16 protein-coding genes are annotated in these 18,921 nt (G+C 67.0%); 6 read left to right on the top strand and 10 right to left on the bottom strand.

Annotated features, from left to right (window positions below; translation table 11 throughout):
* Positions 1-27 precede the first annotated feature (27 nt).
* Entirely contained in the window at positions 28-939 is a 912-nt protein-coding gene (locus tag NJQ98_RS02200) for an ABC transporter substrate-binding protein (RefSeq protein ID WP_262175251.1), read from the top strand.
* Here the strand turns inward: NJQ98_RS02200 and NJQ98_RS02195 are convergent.
* Both NJQ98_RS02195 and ubaA read right to left on the bottom strand, forming a co-directional pair.
* Positions 936-1,298 carry a DUF5658 family protein gene (locus NJQ98_RS02195; protein WP_262175248.1) on the bottom strand — a complete coding sequence of 121 codons (363 nt, stop codon included), beginning with the start codon at positions 1,296-1,298 and terminating at the stop codon, positions 936-938. The two genes, NJQ98_RS02200 and NJQ98_RS02195, sit on opposite strands and share 4 nt — an antisense overlap.
* Positions 1,299-1,372: 74 nt before the next feature.
* Complete coding sequence (gene ubaA / locus NJQ98_RS02190) at positions 1,373-2,179, bottom strand: SAMP-activating enzyme E1 (protein ID WP_262175244.1); 807 nt, start codon at positions 2,177-2,179, stop codon at positions 1,373-1,375.
* Between the two features lie 103 nt (positions 2,180-2,282).
* On the opposite strand from ubaA, the gene NJQ98_RS02185 reads away from it, so the two are divergent.
* Positions 2,283-2,825, top strand: a complete 543-nt coding sequence (locus NJQ98_RS02185) for a DUF3592 domain-containing protein (RefSeq protein WP_262175243.1) — start codon at positions 2,283-2,285, stop codon at positions 2,823-2,825.
* A gap of 49 nt (positions 2,826-2,874) precedes the next feature.
* Here NJQ98_RS02185 and NJQ98_RS02180 read toward each other — a convergent pair whose 3' ends face one another.
* Both NJQ98_RS02180 and NJQ98_RS02175 read right to left on the bottom strand, forming a co-directional pair.
* Positions 2,875-3,861 carry a methyl-accepting chemotaxis protein gene (locus NJQ98_RS02180; RefSeq protein ID WP_262175240.1) on the bottom strand — a complete coding sequence of 329 codons (987 nt, stop codon included), beginning with the start codon at positions 3,859-3,861 and terminating at the stop codon, positions 2,875-2,877.
* An 81-nt stretch (positions 3,862-3,942) separates the two neighbouring features.
* Positions 3,943-5,433, bottom strand: coding sequence for a carboxypeptidase M32 (locus tag NJQ98_RS02175; protein ID WP_262175238.1), 1,491 nt, complete (start codon positions 5,431-5,433; stop codon positions 3,943-3,945).
* 229 nt (positions 5,434-5,662) lie between these two features.
* On the opposite strand from NJQ98_RS02175, the gene katG reads away from it, so the two are divergent.
* Positions 5,663-7,795, top strand: a complete 2,133-nt coding sequence (katG, locus tag NJQ98_RS02170; protein ID WP_262175237.1) for a catalase/peroxidase HPI — start codon at positions 5,663-5,665, stop codon at positions 7,793-7,795.
* A 215-nt stretch (positions 7,796-8,010) separates the two neighbouring features.
* Here katG and trmB read toward each other — a convergent pair whose 3' ends face one another.
* The 6 genes from trmB to NJQ98_RS02140 form a co-directional block, all read right to left on the bottom strand.
* Complete coding sequence (trmB, locus tag NJQ98_RS02165) at positions 8,011-9,063, bottom strand: HTH-type sugar sensing transcriptional regulator TrmB (RefSeq protein ID WP_262175234.1); 1,053 nt, start codon at positions 9,061-9,063, stop codon at positions 8,011-8,013.
* A gap of 30 nt (positions 9,064-9,093) precedes the next feature.
* Positions 9,094-9,537 (bottom strand): universal stress protein, encoded by a 444-nt coding sequence (locus NJQ98_RS02160; RefSeq protein WP_262175233.1) that lies wholly within the window; start codon positions 9,535-9,537, stop codon positions 9,094-9,096.
* A 129-nt stretch (positions 9,538-9,666) separates the two neighbouring features.
* Positions 9,667-11,934, bottom strand: a complete 2,268-nt coding sequence (locus NJQ98_RS02155) for an NADP-dependent malic enzyme (RefSeq protein ID WP_262175231.1) — start codon at positions 11,932-11,934, stop codon at positions 9,667-9,669.
* Between the two features lie 98 nt (positions 11,935-12,032).
* Positions 12,033-13,250 carry an MFS transporter gene (locus NJQ98_RS02150; RefSeq protein ID WP_262175230.1) on the bottom strand — a complete coding sequence of 406 codons (1,218 nt, stop codon included), beginning with the start codon at positions 13,248-13,250 and terminating at the stop codon, positions 12,033-12,035.
* A 20-nt stretch (positions 13,251-13,270) separates the two neighbouring features.
* Entirely contained in the window at positions 13,271-14,902 is a 1,632-nt protein-coding gene (locus NJQ98_RS02145) for an SLC13 family permease (protein ID WP_262175229.1), read from the bottom strand.
* A 72-nt stretch (positions 14,903-14,974) separates the two neighbouring features.
* Complete coding sequence (locus NJQ98_RS02140) at positions 14,975-15,235, bottom strand: DUF8599 family protein (protein ID WP_262175226.1); 261 nt, start codon at positions 15,233-15,235, stop codon at positions 14,975-14,977.
* 238 nt (positions 15,236-15,473) lie between these two features.
* Between NJQ98_RS02140 and NJQ98_RS02135 the strand changes: the two genes are divergently transcribed.
* The 3 genes from NJQ98_RS02135 (at position 15,474) to NJQ98_RS02125 (ending at position 18,815) form a co-directional block, all read left to right on the top strand.
* Positions 15,474-15,851: a 4-oxalocrotonate tautomerase family protein gene (locus NJQ98_RS02135; RefSeq protein ID WP_262175225.1), complete on the top strand. Its 378-nt coding sequence runs from the start codon at positions 15,474-15,476 to the stop codon at positions 15,849-15,851.
* 284 nt (positions 15,852-16,135) lie between these two features.
* Complete coding sequence (locus NJQ98_RS02130) at positions 16,136-17,641, top strand: phosphoenolpyruvate carboxykinase (ATP) (RefSeq protein ID WP_262175223.1); 1,506 nt, start codon at positions 16,136-16,138, stop codon at positions 17,639-17,641.
* A 103-nt stretch (positions 17,642-17,744) separates the two neighbouring features.
* Complete coding sequence (locus NJQ98_RS02125) at positions 17,745-18,815, top strand: type II glyceraldehyde-3-phosphate dehydrogenase (RefSeq protein ID WP_262175222.1); 1,071 nt, start codon at positions 17,745-17,747, stop codon at positions 18,813-18,815.
* Positions 18,816-18,921 lie beyond the last annotated feature (106 nt).

Genomic DNA, 18,921 nt, shown 5'->3' with positions numbered 1-18,921 from the left:
TTAGGTCCGGGCGACCGTACCACGGCCATGCGCGTCGTCACGCTCCTGCCGTCCGCGACGGAAATCGTCTACGCGCTCGGGGTCGAGCCGGTCGGGGTGTCACACGAGTGTGATTACCCGCCGGCGGCCCGCGAGCAGCCCGCGGTCAACCGCTCACGGGTGGACCCCGAGGCCTCAAGCAGCGAGATAAACGAGCAGGTCGCCGCGGCCGAGGACGGCGACGGCGTCTATGCGGTCGACCGCGGGACGCTCTCGGCGCTCGACCCCGACGTAATCGTCACGCAGGGGGTGTGTGACGTCTGTGCCGTCGACCACGTGCTGGTGGCCGACGCCGTCGCCGAGCTGGGGCTGGACACCGAGGTGCTGACGCTCGACGTCCACAGCCTGGCGGACCTCTTCGAGAGCATCCATCGCATCGGCGCGGCTATCGACCGCGACGAGCGGGCGACCGACCTCGTGGCGACCCTCCGCGAGCGGGTGGCCGCCGTCGAGACGACGGCCGCCCGCGCCGATTCGACCCCCAGCGTCGCCGTGCTGGACTGGCTGGACCCGGTGATGGTCGCGGGCCACTGGGTTCCGGGGATGGTCGAGCGAGCGGGCGGCGAGTACGGCATGGCCGACCGCGGCGCACACTCCCGGCCCCGCGAGTGGGCCGAAGTGACGGCCTACGACCCGGACGTGCTGGTGGCCGCGCCGTGTGGCTTCGACATCGACCAGACCCGCGAGAACCTCGCCGACGTGGCCGACCGGCCGGAGTTCGACGACCTCCGGGCGGTGCGGGAGGGGCGGGCCTACGTCGTCGACGGCCACCACTACGTCAACCGGTCGGGCCCGCGGCTGGTCGACACGCTCGAATACCTGGCGGCGCTCTGTCACCCCGACCTGTTCGACGCGCCGCCGCGGGACGCGGTGGTCGAGCTGGCGCCGCTGCGGGCCTAGACCCCGGCGGCCGCGACCGCCACGTAGAGGTTGAGCGCCACGACCACAGTACCGACGCCGATGAGACCGCCGAGCCACAGCCGCCAGCGCGGGAGCCGCTCGACGGCGGCCCGGTATCTGACGAGAGTGAGCCCGACGACGAGCATCACGGCGCCTTTCAGCGCCACGACCAGGAGCGGGTCGTGGGCGAGCAGCGTCCGTATCAGCGGGTTCGCCTCGGCGCCGATGCCGGTAACGTACAGTGCGGCGAAGGTGGAAAACAGGTCGCCGGTCCCCCAGACGAACACGATACCGAAGACGAGGTCGACGTAATCGGGGCGTTGCAGCCGCGTCGTCAGCGGGGAAGGCAGGGCGGACATTGCGCGGGCTCTACCGGCCGTTGTGTGCTCCCGGCCCTAAACGTCCGCGTCCGGTTATCGGGACTGAAATCCGGCTACAGCTCACAGCGGCCGTCGTAACTCGCCCCGGCGACGGCCTCGATAGCGGGGTCGTCGCCACACACCGGGCAGTCCGGGTTCGGCGCGATGGGGACCTCGTCGACCGACATCGAGCCGGCGTCGAAGGCCAGCAGCCGGCCGTCGAGCGAGTCGCCGTAGTCCAGCGCGAGCTTGCAGACCTCCGTGGCCTGCAGACAGCCGATGGTCCCCGGGAGGACCCCGAGTACGCCGGCCGTCGAGCAGTCCGGGACCGTGCCCGCGGGCGGGGCCTTCGGGAACAGACACCGGTAGCAGGGGCCGTCGCCGGTGAATGTCGTCACCTGCCCCTCGAAGCGGAAGACGGCCCCGTGGGAGAAGGGGACGCCGGCGAGCGTGCAGGCGTCGTTGACCAGGAACCGGGTGGCGAAGTTGTCGGACGCGTCGACGACGATGTCGTAGTCGTCGACGAGGTCGGCGGCGTTGTCGGCCGAGAAGCGCAGCTCGTGGCTGTCGACGGTCACGTCGGGGTTGCGGTCGGCGATGAACTCGCGGGCGCTCTCGACTTTCGGCCGGCCCACGTCGCTGTCGCCGTGGATGACCTGGCGCTGGAGGTTCGACCGCTCGACGCGGTCGTCGTCGACGATGCCCAGCCGGCCGACGCCGGCGGCCGCGAGATACTGCAGGACGGGGGACCCGAGCCCGCCGGCGCCGACCACCAGAACGGCGGTGTCAAGCAGCGCCGCTTGCCCCGCCGGCCCCACGTCGTCCATGATGATGTGTCGGGAGTAGCGGTCGAGCTGTTCGGGGTCCAGGTCCGGTCGCATAGCGGCGTCTTGGCCATCGGGGGGTATAAACGACTGGATGGGTCGGCAGCGGCCCCGCACGACCGGCGCCGGGGTTTATTTTCCGCGACCGCCTATCCGGTGCATGGCAAGCAGCGGGACCGACGAGGGCGGCTCCGGCCGGCCCCCCGTCCGGCCGCCGAAGCCGGGGACGGCGATGAGCGTCGTCGTCCTGCTGTTCGGTCTCGCTTTCGTCGGCGTGGGGGCCTACACGTATCTGGCTGACTCCGCGAGGCTGGACGGCAACGTAGCGGTCACCGCCGAGGTCACCGACGTCGGTGTCGAACGGGTCGAAGGGTCCCGGGGCAGGGACACGTACGTCCCGACCGTACGGTTCCAGTACCGCTTTCGGGGGACCAGCTACAGCTCTGACAGGCTCTATCCGGACAGTTCCCGGCCCCAGTACTACGACAACGCGACCGCACAGGAGCGGGTGTCGGCGTACGCCGTCGGTGAGGAGGTGACCGCGTACGTCGACCCCGAGGCGCCGGGGGAGGCGTTCCTCGAAGACACCCGGTCGGGGCAGGCAACCGGGGCCTTCGTCGTCGGACTCGTCGTCTGTCTCGTCGGAGGTATCGGGCTCTACCAGGCGCGAGCGCAGGCCCGCGCTCGTGACCTGCTGTCGTGACACCGGCCGTACGTCGAAGGGCCGAGCGGGAGCGGTCGGCGTCGTGTACTCAGTTGTTGCGCTGGAGGTCCGCGACGAGGTCGTCCATCTGCTTGTTAATGTCGGCTATCTGGTCGGTCTGGCCCTCGGCCTCGTCGGCGATGTCGGCCGTCGAGTCCGCGATTTCCTCGGCGACGTCGGTCGCCTGGTCGACCATACTGGCGACTTCCTCGGTGGACGCGGCCTGCTCGTCAGTGGCGGTCGCGACCTCGTCGATGCCGTGATTTACCTCGCGGACGGCGTCGTCGATGTCCGAGAGTATCTCCGTCGACTCCTCGACGGTCTCGATGCCGTCGTCTATCTGTTCGTTGCTCGTTTCGAGGCTCTCGACGGCGTTCTCGGTGTCGTCCTGAATGCCGTCTATCATCCCCTCGATGGCGGTCGCCTGCTGCTGGGACTCCTCGGCGAGGGACTTGACCTCGTCGGCGACGACGGCAAAGCCCTCGCCGGCCTCGCCGGCGCGGGCGGCCTCGATGGAGGCGTTCAGCGCCAGCATGTTCGTCTGGTCGGCGATGTCGTTGATGACCTCGACTATCTCGTCTATCTCCCGGACGCTCTGCTGGATGGTGCGGACGTCCTGGGCGACGCTGTCGGCGGCCCCCTGGATGGCCTCCATCGCGTCGTGGACGTCGTCGGCGTTTTCCTGGCCCCGCTCGGCCAGTTCGGTCGCCTCGCGGGTCGCCGCCGACACCTCCTCGGCGGAGGAGGCGATCTCCTCGACGGAGGCCGAGAGGTTCGACACCTCGCTTGCGACCTCGGACATCCCCTCGTACTGTTCGGCCGTCTGCTCGCGGATGTCGGCCGTCTCCCGAGCGATATCGACCGAGGAGTTCTCGAGTTCGGCCAGCAGCGTCTGTATCTCGCTGGCGCTCTCGTGGTCGTAGCCGGCCTGCTTGTCGATGTTCTCGGCGATATCGTCCTGAATGTCGGCGTCGATATCGTCGTCGATGTCGGCGCTTCCTGAGACGCCCGTTGTCTCGGGGTCCGTTCTGGCCATGATATGACTGCCAATGCGGGACTACATAAAAAGCAGTGTGCCTACTGGAATCAGTTCTGAAAACCGGGCCGGGGAATCGTATCAGCAGTCGTAGAGGTCGCGGTACTTCGCGTCGGCGTAGTCGAAGAAGTGGTCGGCGGTGAACGGCTCGCCGGTGGCCTCCCGGACGAGGTCGTCGGTCTCGTAGCGGGCGCCGTGGCGGTGGACGTTCTCGGTGAGCCAGTCGTGAATCGGGTCGAAGTCGCCCTCGCGGACGAGCGCGTCCACGTCGCCCACGTCGGCCCGGAGGTGGTGGTCCAGCTGGGCGGCCAGCACCGAGCCGAGCGTGTAGGTGGGGAAGTAGCCGATGGCGCCGTTGGTCCAGTGGATGTCCTGCAGACAGCCCGCCGCGTCGGTCTCCGGGCGGACGCCGAGGTACTCCTCCATCTTCTCGTTCCAGACCGCGGGCACGTCCTCGACGGCCAGGTCGCCCCGAATCAGGTCGCGCTCGATTTCGAAGCGCAACACGATGTGCATGTGGTAGGTGAGTTCGTCCGCCTCGACGCGAATCAGGTTGTCCGGGTGGACGGTGTTGGCGGCCTCGTAGAACTCCCGCGGCGTCGCGTCGGTACCGAGGTGGCCGTTGGCCGTGTCGGCGAAGTGGTCCCAGAACGCCTCGGTTCGGCCGATGTGGTTCTCCCAGAAGCGGGACTGGGACTCGTGGACCGAGAGGTCCCGGTTGTCGCCAAGCGGGGTGCCGTACGCCTCGCGGGGGAGCCCGAGCGTGTAGGTGGCGTGGCCGAACTCGTGGACGGTCGAGCCGACGGCGTCAATCGGGTCGTCGGGCTTGAACCGGGTGGTGACGCGGGCGTCGAACTGCGTCCCCGTCGAGAACGGGTGTGGCGCGGTGTCCAGCCGGCCGTGGTCCCAGTCGTATCCCAGCGTGTCCAGCGCGTCCTCGACGAGGGCCTGCTGGGTGTCGTCGTCGTAGGTCCCCTCGAAGGGGTCGGCCAGCGTCGCGTCGCTGTCGGCGATGTCGTCGACGAGCGGAACGAGCGCGTCCCGCAGCGTGGTGAGGACCTGCTCGGCGGTGTCGACACCGAGATAGGGTTCGTACTCCTCGAAGAGGACCTCGTAGGGGTCCCGGTCGGGGTCGATGGCGGCGGCGTACTCCCGCCGGAGCTCGACCATCTCTTCGAGCGTGTCGGCGAACATCTCGAAGTCGTCCTCGGCCTTGGCCTCCTCCCACACGGGAAGGGCGTTCGAGGAGGCCTCCGAGATGCGCTCGACGAGGTCAGAGGGGACTCGCACGGCCCGCTCGTGGTCCCGGCGGACCTCGCGGACGACGGCCGCCTGCTCGGCGTCGAGGTCGGCCCCGTCGAGTTCGTCCAGCCACTCGCCCAACTGGTCGTCGGTCAACAGGTCGTGGTGCAGCGTCGAGAGGGCGGAGGACTGTTTGGCGCGGGCGGGCGTCCCGCCGCTCGGCATCATCACCTGCTGGTCCCACTGGAGGACGCTGCCGGCGTCGGAGACGTAGTGGAGCTGTCGGACGTGCTCCAGGAACTGCTCGTAGGTCTCGGTCGTCGTTGCCATGGCGGGGCGTTAGACTGGCACGCCTATAGACGCGTTGCCGCCGGAAAGACTTCCGACAGCCGGCTCCCTACGGAGTCCAGGACACAGCTCGGCCGGAGACGAACTGCCCCGGTCTGTAGACCGATACTGGAGAAGTTGTTTTCCATATGGATAAAGAATTGTTTGGAACTGAGAACAATATCATTCGCGTTTGAATAACTTTAATAGTCTAAAGCGATGGATTCCTCGCGTGACCAGGTCCAACCACGAGTGGTGGCCGAACCAGCTGAGCCTCGACATCCTCGACCAGAACGCCCGCGACGCCGGGCCGATGGACGACTTCGACTACGCCGAGGAGTTCCAGAAACTCGACCTCGACGAGGTGAAAGCGGACCTCGAAGAGCTGATGACGGACTCCAAGGACTGGTGGCCGGCCGACTACGGCCACTACGGGCCGCTTTTCATCCGGATGGCGTGGCACAGCGCCGGCACGTATCGCACCGCCGACGGCCGCGGCGGCGCGGCCGGCGGCCAACAGCGCTTCGCGCCGCTGAACAGCTGGCCCGACAACGCGAACCTCGACAAGGCGCGCCGACTGCTCCTGCCCATCAAACAGAAGTACGGCCGCAAGCTCTCCTGGGCCGACCTGATGATTCTTGCGGGGAACGTCGCCATCGAGTCGATGGGGTTCAAGACGTTCGGCTACGCCGGCGGCCGCGAGGACGACTTCGAGCCCGACGAGTCGGTCTACTGGGGGCCCGAGACCGAGATGGACACCCAGGAGCGATTCGACGAGCCCGGTGAGATAGAGAAGGGGCTCGGCGCCTCCGTGATGGGGCTCATCTACGTGAACCCGGAGGGTCCCGACGGGAACCCCGACCCGGAGCTGTCGGCGAAGAACATCCGCGAGACGTTCTCCCGGATGGCGATGAACGACAAGGAGACGGCCGCGCTCATCGCCGGCGGCCACACCTTCGGGAAAGTCCACGGCGCGGACGATCCCGACGAGCACCTCGGTCCCGAGCCGGAGGCGGCGCCCATCGAGGCCCAGGGGCTGGGCTGGGAGAACGACCACGGCTCCGGGAAGGGTGGCGACACCATCACCAGCGGCATCGAGGGCCCCTGGACGTCCTCGCCGACCGACTGGGACATGGGCTACATCGACAACCTGCTGGAGTACGAGTGGGCGGCCCAGAAGGGCCCCGGCGGCGCCTGGCAGTGGATACCGGTCGACGAGGAGCTGAAAGGCGCCGCGCCGGACGCCCACGACGACGAGGAGTCGGTCACGCCGATGATGCTCACGACCGACGTGGCGCTGAAGCGCGACCCGGACTACCGCGAGATAATCGAGGAGTTCCAGGAGAACCCGATGGAGTTCGGGATGAACTTCGCGAAGGCCTGGTACAAGCTGACCCACCGCGACATGGGCCCGCCCTCCCGGTTCCTCGGTCCCGAGGTCCCGGAGGAGGAGATGCTGTGGCAGGACCCGCTGCCCGACGCCGACTACGACCTCATCGGGGAAGCGGAGGCCGAGCGCCTCAAGTCCGATATCCTCGACTCGGACCTGACCGGTCCACAGCTCGTCAAGACCGCCTGGGCGGCCGCCTCGACGTACCGCGACAGCGACAAGCGCGGCGGCGCGAACGGCGCCCGCATCCGTCTCGAACCACAGCGGAACTGGGAGGTCAACGAGCCCGAGCAGCTCCGTACCGTCCTGGAGACCCTGGAGGGTATTCAGGCCGAGTTCAACGGCTCGCGGGACGACGAGACGAAGGTCTCGCTCGCGGACCTCATCGTGCTGGGCGGTAACGCGGCCGTCGAGGAGGCGGCGGCCGAGGCCGGCTACGACGTGTCGATACCCTTCGACCCGGGACGCACGGACGCCACGAGCGAACAGACCGACGCCGACTCCTTCGAGGCGCTCAAGCCGGCGGTCGACGGGTTCCGGAACTACATCCGGGACGACGTCGACCAGCCGCCCGAGGAGCTGCTGGTCGACAAGGCCGACCTGCTGGACCTGACGCCCTCCGAGATGACGGTGCTCGTCGGCGGGATGCGCGCCCTGGACGCGAACTACCAGGGCTCGGACTTCGGCGTCTTCACCGACAGCCCGGGGACGCTGACCAACGACTTCTTCGTGAACCTGCTGGACATGGACACGGAGTGGGAGCAGGTCTCGGAGAACGTCTACGAGGGTCGGGACCGCGCCACGGGTGAAGTCGAGTGGGAGGCCACCCGCATCGACCTCATCTTCGGCTCTCACTCCCGGCTTCGAGCTATCGCGGAGACGTACAGCGCCGACGACGCGGAGGAGAAGTTCGTCCGCGACTTCGCGGAGACGTGGGCCAAAGTGATGCGCCTCGACCGCTTCGACCTCGAGTAAGCGTCGTCTCGGCTCCGTGCTGTCTTCCGGCTCCGAGCGTCCGTCGCGGCGGAGCCGGCGGCGTTGGTAAGCGTGGGCCCGTAGACGCTGTCGGGCAGTTCATGACCACCTGTCCGCGATGACGGCGCGGCGGATACACGAAGCAAGACCGCGGCACGAAACTGCTGTCTCACTTTTCGGATGGCCCGGAGTCAGTACGTGGCGAGTCGGGGGCGCTACACGCCCGGCGGCGCGTCCCGACCGACCCGAATCTCGTAGGCCTCGATGTCCTCGTAGGCGGCGACCTGCCCGCCCACGTCGACCGGCCCGTCCTCGGTCTCGACGACCAGCGTCGCCACCGACCGATTGGGACCGAACGAGACCGTTCCGACCCGCCCTTCGACGACCCAGTCGTCGCCGGTCGCGACGTTTCGCCCCTCGATGGTCGCGTGGAACTCCCCCTCCAGCGCGGCCAGGTCGGAGATACACCGACGGATGGTGCCGTAGCGCCGCGGAAACGGGAGTTCGGACCCGTCGCTTGCGATGGTCTCCGCCGTCGTCCAGAGGACGGTGTTGAGGAAGGCCGAGACGAGAAAGCCGAGCTCCGTCCGGTTGAAGACGACGCCGTACCGGTCGTTGTCGCCCCGAACCGACTCACGGGTGGCGTACATCGAGTAGTCCCCGTCGGCGACGGCCACCACCGGCGTCGTGATGCCCCGGCGCCCCTTCACCGTGGTCGCCACGGCATCGTAATCGAACGTGTCGGGGTCGGGCGCGTCGGCGGCCGGCGACAGCAGGATTTCCGTGGCGATGCCGTCGTCCTCCCGACGCCGTAGCGCGCCCTCGAAGCGGGCGAGCAGAGCGGGCGTCAGCGACAGCTGGAGTTCGTACTCGGCGGCGTCGACGATGTCCTCCAGATAGCGGAGGATGGTGGGACGGGACTTGACGAGCGAGACGGCTTCGGGTTCCCTGGCGGGGGCGGTGTAGCGCGCCGAGAGGCCCTCGACCAGCTCGTCCAGCGACGCCTGAAAGTCGGCAAACGCCTCCCGCGGGTCGATAGCGAGGACCTTCATCGGCCGGGCCTCCTTGAGTTCGACCAGGCCGACATCGCCCAGGCTCCGGACGGTGTCGTACACCCGCGGCTGGGGAATGTCTGTCCGCTCGGCTATCTCCGACGCGGTCAGCTCCCCGTGCTGGAGGACCGCCAGATACGCCGTTATCTCGTACTCGCCGAGGTCGAACCGCGCGATGACCCCGTCCAGCGCCGCCTCCAGGTCGTCAGCTGCCATGGGGGGCGGGCGGTCGGAGCACGACGCCGGTCATTCTCGCCGGACGAACACTACCGGACAGGGCGCTTCGAGGAGGACGTCCTGGGTCGACGACCCGAAGACGGCTTTCCCCGCCGGCGACCGCTTCGCGCCGCCGATGATGACGAGGTCCGCGTCGGCCGCCATGTCGACGATGCTGTTTGCGTGTTGGCCGACGGCCGTTCGCAGTTCGTAGTCGACGCCCGCCTCGTCGAGCTCGGCGGTCATCGAGCTGAATATCCCGTGTTCGCGCGCTATCTCCGCGGACAGGTCCCCGACTTCGTCCGTGAGACCCAGGCTGGCGAGCGCGTTCTCGTACTCGTCGTCGGTGAATATCTGGCCGACGATGACGCGAGCGTTCGCCGGCTTCGCGATGTCAGTTGCCGCCTCTGCGAGCTTCGTGCCGTGCCCCTCGTCACCGGGCCGACCGACGAGGAGTACCGTTTCGAGCGCCATGTATCATTGATACACACCTCCGATTGTAAACGTACCGGTATCTCCGCTCGCTGGCCCGCAGAGCGGGGAATTCCGCGCGCATCCGGACCGCCGTTCGTGACTACCGGCGCGACAGTCTCCGGGGCGGAGCTATTCGTCGCTGTCCCGCTGTTGCGCGTCGGCGACGGCGACGCCGGCGAGGTTGACGATGTCCTTGACCTCGTCGCCGCGCTGGAGGACGTGGGCCGGCTTGTCCATCCCGACGAGCATCGGGCCGATGGCCTCCGCGCCGCCGAGCCGCTGAAGCAGCTTGTAGCCGATGTTGCCGGCTTCGAGGTTCGGGAAGATGAGGACGTTCGCGGGCCCGTCGAGGTCGGCAAAGCCGTAGGTGCCGGCGAGCATCTCCTCGACGACGGCGGTGTCGGCCTGCATCTCGCCGTCGACGTCGAAGTCGGCCTGCGGGTCCTCGCGGAGCATCGAGACGGCGTTTCGCGGTTTCGCGACGCCGTCGTTGTCGACGCTGCCGAAGTCCGAGTACGAGAGCAGCGCCGCGCGCGGTTCGACGTTGAACCGGCGGGCCAGCTCCGCGGTGTGTTTGGTCACCTCCGCGAGCACCTCGGCGGAGGGGTCGAGGTTCACGGTCGTGTCCGCACAGAAGATGACCCGGTTCCTGAAGGTGAGCATGTAGACGCCGGCGGCGTAGTCGGCGTCGTCGGCGGTGCCGATGACCTCCAGGGGCGGCCGCAGTGCGGACGGGTACTGATGGGTCAGCCCGCTGAGCATCGCGTCCGCGTCGTCCATCTCGACCATCATACTGGCGAAGTAGTCCGGGTCGCTGCTGACGAGTTCGGCCGCCTCCCCCTGCGTGAGTCCCTTCCGCCGACGGCGCCGGTGGAGCTCCTCGGCGTAGTGGTCCCACTCGGCGTCGCTCGGGTCGGCGACGGCCGCGTCGAAGTCCAGGCCGAGCTCGTCGACAGTCCGCTGAATCTCCGACTCGTCGCCGACGAGGACGGGGTCGGCGATGCCCTCGTCGGTCATCTGGCTCGCCGCCCGGATTATCCGCTCGTTTTCCCCCTCGGCGAGGGCGACGCGTTTCGGGTCCGACTTCGCCTTGTTCAGGACGACCCGCATCATCTCCCGGGACTTCCCGAGCCGGGCCTCCAGCTGCTCGCGGTAGTCGTCGAGGTCGAGCTCGCGGCGCGCGACGCCGCTCTCCATCGCCGCCTCCGCGACGGCCGGCGTCACCTCGTAGAGGACCCGCTGGTCGAGCGGTTTCGGGATGAGGTAGTCGGGGCCGAACTGCAACACGTCGTCGTCGTAGGCCTTGACCACCGCGTCGGGGACGTCCTGCTGGGCGAGGTCCGCGAGCGCCTCCGCCGCCGCTCGTTTCATCGGCTCGTTGATTTCGGTGGCACGGGCGTCGAGCGCGCCGCGGAAGATGAACGGGAAGCCGAGGACGTTGTTGACCTGGTTGGGGTAGTCCGAGCGCCCCGTCGCCATGATGACGGTGTCGTCGCGGGCCGATTTCGCCGTCTCGTACTCGATTTCGGGGTCCGGGTTAGCCATGGCGAAGATGACTGGGTCTCCGGCCATCGACCGGACCATCTCGGGGCTGACGATGCCGCCCACCGAGAGCCCGACGAAGACGTCCGCGCCGGCCATCGCGTCCGCGAGCGCCCCGTCGTCGACGCCCTGTGCGAACGGCTCGGTGTACTCGCTGAGCTCGTCGGCGCGGGCGCGTCGCTCGGAGAGAATCCCGTGTTCGTCACACATCGTGATGTTCTCGCGCGGAATCCCGAGCGAGACGTAGAACCGGGCCGTCGCCGTCGCGGCCGCGCCTGCTCCGGCGAACGTGACCTGCAGGTCCGACAGCTCTTTCCCGGTGATTTCGACCGCGTTGAGCAGCGCCGCGCCCGAGATTATTGCGGTCCCGTGCTGGTCGTCGTGGAAGACGGGGATGTCCATCTGCTCGCGCAAGCGCTGTTCTATCTCGAAGCAGTCGGGCGCGCTGATGTCTTCGAGGTTGATGCCGCCGAAGGTCGACCCCATGCCCGCCACCGCCTGGACGAACGCGTCGGGGTCGTCTAGCTCCAGTTCGATGTCGAAGACGTCGATGTCGGCGAACCGTTTGAACAGGACGCCCTTGCCCTCCATCACCGGCTTCGACGCCTGCGCGCCGATGTCGCCGAGCCCCAGGACGGCAGACCCGTTCGAGACGACGCCGACGAGGTTCCCCTTCGCCGTGTAGTCGTACGCCCGGGTCCCGTCCTCGTCTATTTCCCGGCAGGGCGCCGCGACGCCCGGCGAGTACGCCAGCGAGAGGTCCCGCTGCGTGCTCGTCGATTTGGTCGTCGAGATCTCTACCTTGCCCGACGGCGGCCGCCGGTGATAGTCGAGTGCGTCTTCTTCGAGTGTCATTGTGTTTGTCTCCGTTGTGAATCGGGTCCACAAATCGGTTGCCGTAGTTTCGTTCCGCTATCGTCGTTTCCAGCCGGCGGTTACCACGCCGAGCCGTATCAGTCATCGGACGAACTGCTGCAGGAGGGCGTGTCGCCGCACTCAGCGGCGTTCGGTTCGGGTGTGCGAACGACTCGGACGACGAAAACAGAGGAGAGAGCCGTCATGCCGGCGAGCAACAGCCAGCTCGCTCGGTAGCCGATAGACTCCCCGAGAAAGCCAAAGGCCGGCGGTGCGAGCAGCGCCCCGGACGTGAGTGCCAACTGGCCGCCGGCCGTCGCACCGCCCATCTTCTCGTTGGGGACGATCGTCGCCATACAGGAGTAGTAGACGCCGGTAAAGCCCAGAATGAAGAATCCCAGGGTGACGAACGCCACGATAGCCGCGAGCCGCTGGTCGACGAATGCGACGGTCACGAACAGCACGGCGCTCCCGAGCGCCTGGGCGAGGAGAATCCCCCCGATACGTCGGCGCGGGTCGCCGGGCAGCGCGTCGCTCAGCCAGCCGGTGACGATGCGGCCCGCGCTCCCGGACACCTGTAGCCCGGCGAGGACGAGCCCGCTGAGTGCGACCGACAGGCCGATGGACTCCTCGAGGTAGATTATCGTGTAGCCCACGGTGGTAAACAGCGCGGCGCCGAGGAACCACCCGGCGAGACAGAGCGACCGGTACGCCCGGTTTCGAAACAGGACGCGGAAGTCGGGGAACTCCGTCGCTCGGTCCGTCGTCGCGGGAGTGTAGACGAGCGCAAAGAGCAGCGCGACCGCGACGGCGAGCACCGCGGCGGCGTGGAACCCGGCCTCCCAGGACAGAACCGCGGCCACGTTCGTCAGCAGCACCGCGCTGACGCCGCTGCCCGCCGTGACGCCGACCTGCTTGATTCCGGTCGCGAGGTTCTGCCGACCGACGGGGACGTTGCCGAATATCGCCTTGTTCGTGCCCGGTATCGCCGTCCCGTACAGAGCGCCGAGGACGAAGACGCTCCCCAGGAGCACCGCGTACGTACCCGCGAGCGGGACGAGCAACGCGCCCCCAGCGAGGCCGAGAAGCCCGACCGTGAGGACCTTGTGTTCGCCGTAGCGGTCCGTGACCGCGCCCAGCGGGAGGAGAAACACCGCGTACCCGAGCGTGAGCACCGTGACGACGAGACCGACCGTCGTCCCGGTGAGCCCGAACTCGTCGCGGAGAAACGGCGTGGCGGCGAAGACAGCGTAGTAACAGATACTCGCGGCGAGTTGCCACAGGAAGACGAGCGAAATCGTTCGGTACTGGTTCATATCGGATAGCTATCGTCGTATCACCAGAGGAACATCGGCCAGACGAAGGTAAACAGGAGCCAGATAAGCCCCGTCAGCACCGCCGTCATGAGGATGTTGAGGATGATGCCGGTTCGCAACATGTGGCTTTGCTTGATGTACCCGCTCCCGAAGACGATAGCGTTCGGCGGGGTCGCCACGGGGAGCGCGAACGCGAAGCTGGCCGCAATCGTGCCGGCGACCGAGAGGAAGATGGCCGTCTTGAACTCCGTCAGGCCGACGGTGGCCGCGAAGACGCTTCCGAGGCCGATGAGTATCGGCGCGAGGATGGTCGCCGTCGCGGTGTTCGAGGTCATCTCGGTCAGGAACACGACCAGGAGCACGACGGCGGCGATGATGAGCACGATCGGCATCCCGGTGAGCCCGCTGAACACCGTGTTGGCGATCCACTCCGTCGTGCCGGTGTTCGCCAGCGCATCGGCCAGCGCGATACCACCGCCGAACAGCAGGAGCGTCCCCCAGTCGATGTCGACGAGTTCGTCCCACTCCATGGTGTCGGCCAGCACGAGCGCGGGGATGGCCATCACACCGACCATCACGTAGTAGAGGATGCCCTGATGGCCTTCGAGTCCGAACACCGTCATCCCGCTACCGCCGAAGAGCGTGGTCATCCACGCACTCGGCAGATACGGCTCCAGGAACGTCCCGAGACCGCCCAGCACCCAGAGACCGGCCGTGACGCCGAAGATGACCGCGACGCGGCGACCTCGCGGGTCGAGATCGTCCTCCTCGTCGAGGTACGCCTGGGCCTGTGCCTGTGCCTCGTCGACGTTGTCGATCTGTGGCGGGTACAGGACGAAGGTGAGGAGATACCAGACGATGGGCAAGGTGACGAAGACCACTGGCAGCCCGATGAGCAGCCAGTCGGCAAAGCCGATCTCGTAGTTCAGGATCGCATTGAGTTGCCCGACGAGCACGGCGTTGGGCGGGGTGCCGATTATCGTCCCGACGCCGCCGATACTGGCGGCGTAGGCCGTCCCGAGCAACATCCCGATCTGCATGTTGGTGAAGTCGTCCGCGGTTTCGATGCCGGCGGTTCCGAACCCGCCGTCCGTCATCGCCCCCGAGGCGGCGTCGTCCGGGGACTCGTCCCCGACGGCTGCGACACTCTCACTGCCGAGCACCTGTGTGAGGACGCCGACGGCGATGGGCGTCATCATGGCGGTGGTCGCCGTGTTCGAGACCCACATCGACAGCCCCGCAGTGGAGATCATGACGGCACCGATCAGGCGACGCGGTGAACTCCCCATCTTCGCCATGGTGTACAGCGCAATCCGGCGGTCGATGTCGTACTTCTGGAGGGCGTTTGCCAGCATAAAGCCGGCCATGAACAGGAAGATGAGATGGTCGGCAAACCCCGTAAGGGCCGCGTCCATGTCGTCGTAGACGCCGGTGGCGGTGAGCAACACCGGGATAGACAGCGCCGTCACGGCCAGCGGCAGCGCCCCCGTCACCCACAGGAACCCGGCGAAGAACATCGTCGACAGCGTGTACTGTCCGGCCAGCGAGAGCCCGGACGGAGACGGGGCGGCCGCGATGAGTATCGCCCCGAGAGAAGCGATGGCGAATTTCACTAATCGTTGCTGTGCCTCGCTCAGATTGCGGTGTATCATTGATACAGCCGTAATCTCCAGTCGCGGCTATTAAGCTTTGTGGAGGAACATGAATTATGAATGGTTATGTTACTAGAAGTTGGTAACTAACGCCTCGACCTGGGCCCTGCTGAGGTCAGCGGTGTACAGCTCGAACAGGACCTGGCGGCGGGACTGTGACAGGCCGCGCGTTCCGTTTTCGAGCATCGAGAGGTGCGCCTGCATGAGGTCGTCGACCTCCCGTTCGACGCCCCGCTGCTCGTAGCCGGCAGCGACCCGGAGCAGTCGCCACGCCGCCGGCGAGATGTCATCTATGTCCGCGTAGTCGACGGGGTTGGAGTCATCTGTCGCCACAGTACCACCACCGAGGTGTTACAGGCCACAAACCGCCTGTCAGCCAGGGATCCAGACGCATGTGCGAGATACCCAATCAACCTGCAGTAAGTGAAGCCACGATTTAAATGGTGTTGCTTGGAGTGGCGGGCGGCGAGGGCCCCCTTGGCGGCGTCGGTCGTGCAGTCTCGCGGGTATCGACCACGGCATGGGCAGACAGAGAGGGAAGGTAAAAGCCGCTCTCGACGCGACTGTGGGTATGCCGTTGTTACAGTTCGACATCGCACGGTCGCTATCGGCGGCGGAGAAAACCTCGTTCGCCGAACGGGTGACGGAGCTCTACACGACGGAGATGCGGACGACCAGCGGCCACGTCGCGGTCACTATCCGAGAACGTGACTCGGCGGAGATGCATCTCGGGCGGGCCGTCGACGGGCCCTTGCTCTTTCTCGACGCCGAAATCCGGCAGGGCCGGTCCGTCGACCGGAAACGCGCGTTCGCGCTCGCCACGATGGAGTACGCGGCCGACGAGTTCGACATCCCGGACGAGAACATGAAAGTCGTGTTCACCGAACACCCCGGGGACGCGATGATGGGCGTCGACCGGGTCGGCGGCGAGTGGACCCCGGATAGCTGAAACTGTCGGCTGTACTGGTAATGTTCTCGCCCGCCGGTGGTACAGCCGACAGCATGTACCGCCCGGGAGTGGTGCTGTGCCCGAATAGCCGCCTCTGAGCCACCGGCGCGACCGGAGCGAAGGCCGCTGTCGTCCGTATCCGCCCTGTTCAATCGTAGAATTTTCCCGGCCGTTCCGGCCGCATATTGAATTTTCTTTCGTTATATTCCGAGTCGCTGTAGATGTTTACTACTATCACAGTCCTATCAATCTTATTAGTATAGGGAGCGGCCCCTCTCGTACGGATGCAACAGCCATCGGTGCCAGCCTCGGACTACGTGGCTGCATTGCCAGACCCGGAGACGGCCGATAACGTGGCGTACAATCCGTCGTTGGAGCAACTACGGGAGTTCTCGCGGCATCACGAGACGACGACCGAATTCGGCTCGCCGTCGTACGTGAGCCGGGAGCGGTCACGGAACGCCGAGCGGACGAAAAACACCGTCGACCACGAGTTCGACGCGGCGGACTACGAGCTCGTCGACGGCGCCCTCTCGGACCTCGACGACAGGGAGCTCGTCTGCCTGGACCGACAGATGGGTCGCCATCCCGACCACACGTACGTCTGCCGCTACTACGTGCCCAAAGCGCACAGCCGCATCGCGCTGGGGTGGGCGAAGCTCTTCGAACCCGTCGAGGGCGAGCGCGAGCCGGACTTCCACACCGTCCAGCTCCCGGACCGGGAGGAAGTCGGCGTCCGCGTCTTCCCGGACGAGGGGTTCACCGCCGTCGTCGGTAGCGACTACACCGGCGAAGCCAAGAAGTCGTTTCTCAGGCTGTTCATGTACTACGCGAAGCGACAGGGCGGGCTCGGCCTCCACGCGGGGAGCAAGCGGGTCGAGCTGGAGACCGACGACGGGCTCGAAACCGTCGGCCAGCTGTTTCTCGGGCTCTCGGGGACCGGCAAGTCCACGCTGACCGCCCACGGGCTGTGGCTCGACGAGCCCGAGGGCGCGACGATGCTGCAGGATGACGTCTGTGCGCTGGGCCCCGACGGGACCGTGGCCGGCAGCGAAGGGCAGGGGCTGTTCGTCAAGACCCACGGCCTCGACAGCGAGACCGAACCCGCGATGTACGACGCGGTGACCGACGAGTCGGCGGTGCTGGAAAACGTCGACGTCGACGGGGACGGAGCGGTCGATTTCGACAGCGACCGGTACACGACGAACGGGCGGGCCATCATCCAGCGCGAGCGGCTCTCCTCCGCCGGAGCGGACATCGACCTGCCCGAGGTCGACCAGATATTCTTCATCACGCGCAACCCGGCGATGCCGCCGATTGCCAAGCTCACGCCGGAGGAGGCCGCGGTGGCGTTCATGCTCGGCGAGTCGGTCCAGACGAGCGCCGGCGACCCGAGCGCTGCCGGGGAGTCGATTCGTGTCGTCGGGACGAACCCGTTCATCATCGGGTCGGAAGGCGAGGAGGGCAACCGGTTCCGCGAGCTGATAACCGACCTCGACGTCGACTGTTTCGTGTTGAACACCGGCAGCGTCGGCCCCCTCGACGTCGGGGTCGAAGAGACGGTGACGCTGTTGCGCACCGTCGCACGGGAGTCACTCGACTGGGAGCGCGACGGGACGACGGGGCTCACCGTCCCGAGCGACGTCCCCGGAATGGACATCGACGAGTTCGACGTCGCCACCGCGCTCTCCGATCCACAGTCGACGCTGGACGCGCTGCGGGACGAGCGCGATAGCTATCTCGCCCGGTTCGACGACCTCGACCCGGCTATCAGGGACGCCCGGTACTGAGGTCGGCCGGGGTTTTCTGCTTCAGAAGGATTACTACAGTTTGAGTTAAAAAATATTGTCGAAATACGAAACAAATATGCCACATCCCCGAGAACACACGTCCATGCTCCACGTGGGCATCAACGGCTTCGGAACCATCGGCAAGCGGGTCGCCGATGCGGTTCGACTACAGCCGGATATGACGGTCGCCGGCGTCACGAAACGCTCCCCGAACTTCGAAGCGGTCGTGGCAGACGACCGCGGATACGACCTCTACGCGGCCGACGAGGACAGTCGGACGCAGTTCGAGGCCATCGACGTGCCGACACAGGGCGTGGTCGCCGACCTCGTCGAGGAAAGCGACGTCGTCGTCGATGCGACGCCCAGCGGCGTCGGCGCGACGTACGCCGACCTCTACAGCGAGTACGAGACGCCGGCGCTCTTCCAGGGCGGCGAGGACGCCGACGTGGCCGAGGTGAGCTTCAACGCCCGGGCCAACTACGAGCGGGCGGTCGGCGCGGACTCCGCCCGCGTGGTCTCCTGTAACACGACGGGGCTCTCGCGGCTGTTCGCCCCGATTCGCGAGCAGTTCGGCATCGAGAAGGCCCGCGTCACGCTCGTCCGCCGCGGCGGCGACCCCGGCGACACGGGGCGGGGGCCGATAAACGACACGCTGCCCGACCCGGTCGAGATTCCGTCCCACCACGGGCCGGACGTGGAGACGGTGTTCCCCGACATCGATATCGACACGATGGGGATGAAAGTGCCGACGACGCAGATGCACACCCACAGCGTCAACGTCACGCTCGACGCCGACCCCACCGCCGACGAAGTCCGGGACGTTCTGGCCCGGGAGTCGCGGCTGTTCTTGCTCCCGGAGCATCTGGATATCGACGGGGCGGGGAAGCTCAAGGAGTACACTCGCGACACGGGCCGCGCGCGCGGTGACATCTGGGAGAACTGCATCTGGGCCGAGTCGGTCACGGTCGAGGACGGGGACCTCTACTGTTTCCAGGCGATTCACCAGGAAGCCGACGTCGTCCCCGAGAACGTCGACGCGATTCGGGCGGTCTGTGGACGGACGACGAGCGCTGAGACGAGCGTCCAGCGGACCAACCAGGCGCTCGGAATCGGCCAGGACCTGGTCGAGCACAACACCGAGCCCCGCCGGCCCGGCAGTCTCGCCGACGACTGATACGGTTTGCTGTAGCTTATTTCCGGATACCGCCGGCTCGGGGTCGGCGGCTACCGGTAATCGCTACGCTACTCCGTATGAGCCGACCGGGCGGCGACAGCGACCT

The organism is Haloarcula laminariae (assembly GCF_025457605.1).
GTDB classification, from domain to species: domain Archaea; phylum Halobacteriota; class Halobacteria; order Halobacteriales; family Haloarculaceae; genus Haloarcula; species Haloarcula laminariae.
The sequence above is the reverse complement of the archived record's forward strand: the minus strand, read 5'-3'. Positions and strand labels throughout refer to the sequence as shown.

What these genes read in the sequence shown, in the direction of transcription:
- NJQ98_RS02175 (WP_262175238.1), bottom strand. Translation starts at nt 5,433, where the DNA reads ATGGCAACGACGACCGAGACCTACGAGCAGTTCCTGGAGCACGTCCGA.
- NJQ98_RS02135 (WP_262175225.1), top strand. Translation starts at nt 15,474, where the DNA reads ATGCCGTTGTTACAGTTCGACATCGCACGGTCGCTATCGGCGGCGGAG.
- NJQ98_RS02145 (WP_262175229.1), bottom strand. Translation starts at nt 14,902, where the DNA reads ATGATACACCGCAATCTGAGCGAGGCACAGCAACGATTAGTGAAATTC.
- NJQ98_RS02185 (WP_262175243.1), top strand. Translation starts at nt 2,283, where the DNA reads ATGGCAAGCAGCGGGACCGACGAGGGCGGCTCCGGCCGGCCCCCCGTC.
- NJQ98_RS02130 (WP_262175223.1), top strand. Translation starts at nt 16,136, where the DNA reads ATGCAACAGCCATCGGTGCCAGCCTCGGACTACGTGGCTGCATTGCCA.
- NJQ98_RS02200 (WP_262175251.1), top strand. Translation starts at nt 28, where the DNA reads ATGCGCGTCGTCACGCTCCTGCCGTCCGCGACGGAAATCGTCTACGCG.
- ubaA (WP_262175244.1), bottom strand. Translation starts at nt 2,179, where the DNA reads ATGCGACCGGACCTGGACCCCGAACAGCTCGACCGCTACTCCCGACAC.
- NJQ98_RS02195 (WP_262175248.1), bottom strand. Translation starts at nt 1,298, where the DNA reads ATGTCCGCCCTGCCTTCCCCGCTGACGACGCGGCTGCAACGCCCCGAT.
- NJQ98_RS02180 (WP_262175240.1), bottom strand. Translation starts at nt 3,861, where the DNA reads ATGGCCAGAACGGACCCCGAGACAACGGGCGTCTCAGGAAGCGCCGAC.
- NJQ98_RS02160 (WP_262175233.1), bottom strand. Translation starts at nt 9,537, where the DNA reads ATGGCGCTCGAAACGGTACTCCTCGTCGGTCGGCCCGGTGACGAGGGG.
- NJQ98_RS02155 (WP_262175231.1), bottom strand. Translation starts at nt 11,934, where the DNA reads ATGACACTCGAAGAAGACGCACTCGACTATCACCGGCGGCCGCCGTCG.
- trmB (WP_262175234.1), bottom strand. Translation starts at nt 9,063, where the DNA reads ATGGCAGCTGACGACCTGGAGGCGGCGCTGGACGGGGTCATCGCGCGG.
- NJQ98_RS02150 (WP_262175230.1), bottom strand. Translation starts at nt 13,250, where the DNA reads ATGAACCAGTACCGAACGATTTCGCTCGTCTTCCTGTGGCAACTCGCC.
- NJQ98_RS02125 (WP_262175222.1), top strand. Translation starts at nt 17,745, where the DNA reads ATGCTCCACGTGGGCATCAACGGCTTCGGAACCATCGGCAAGCGGGTC.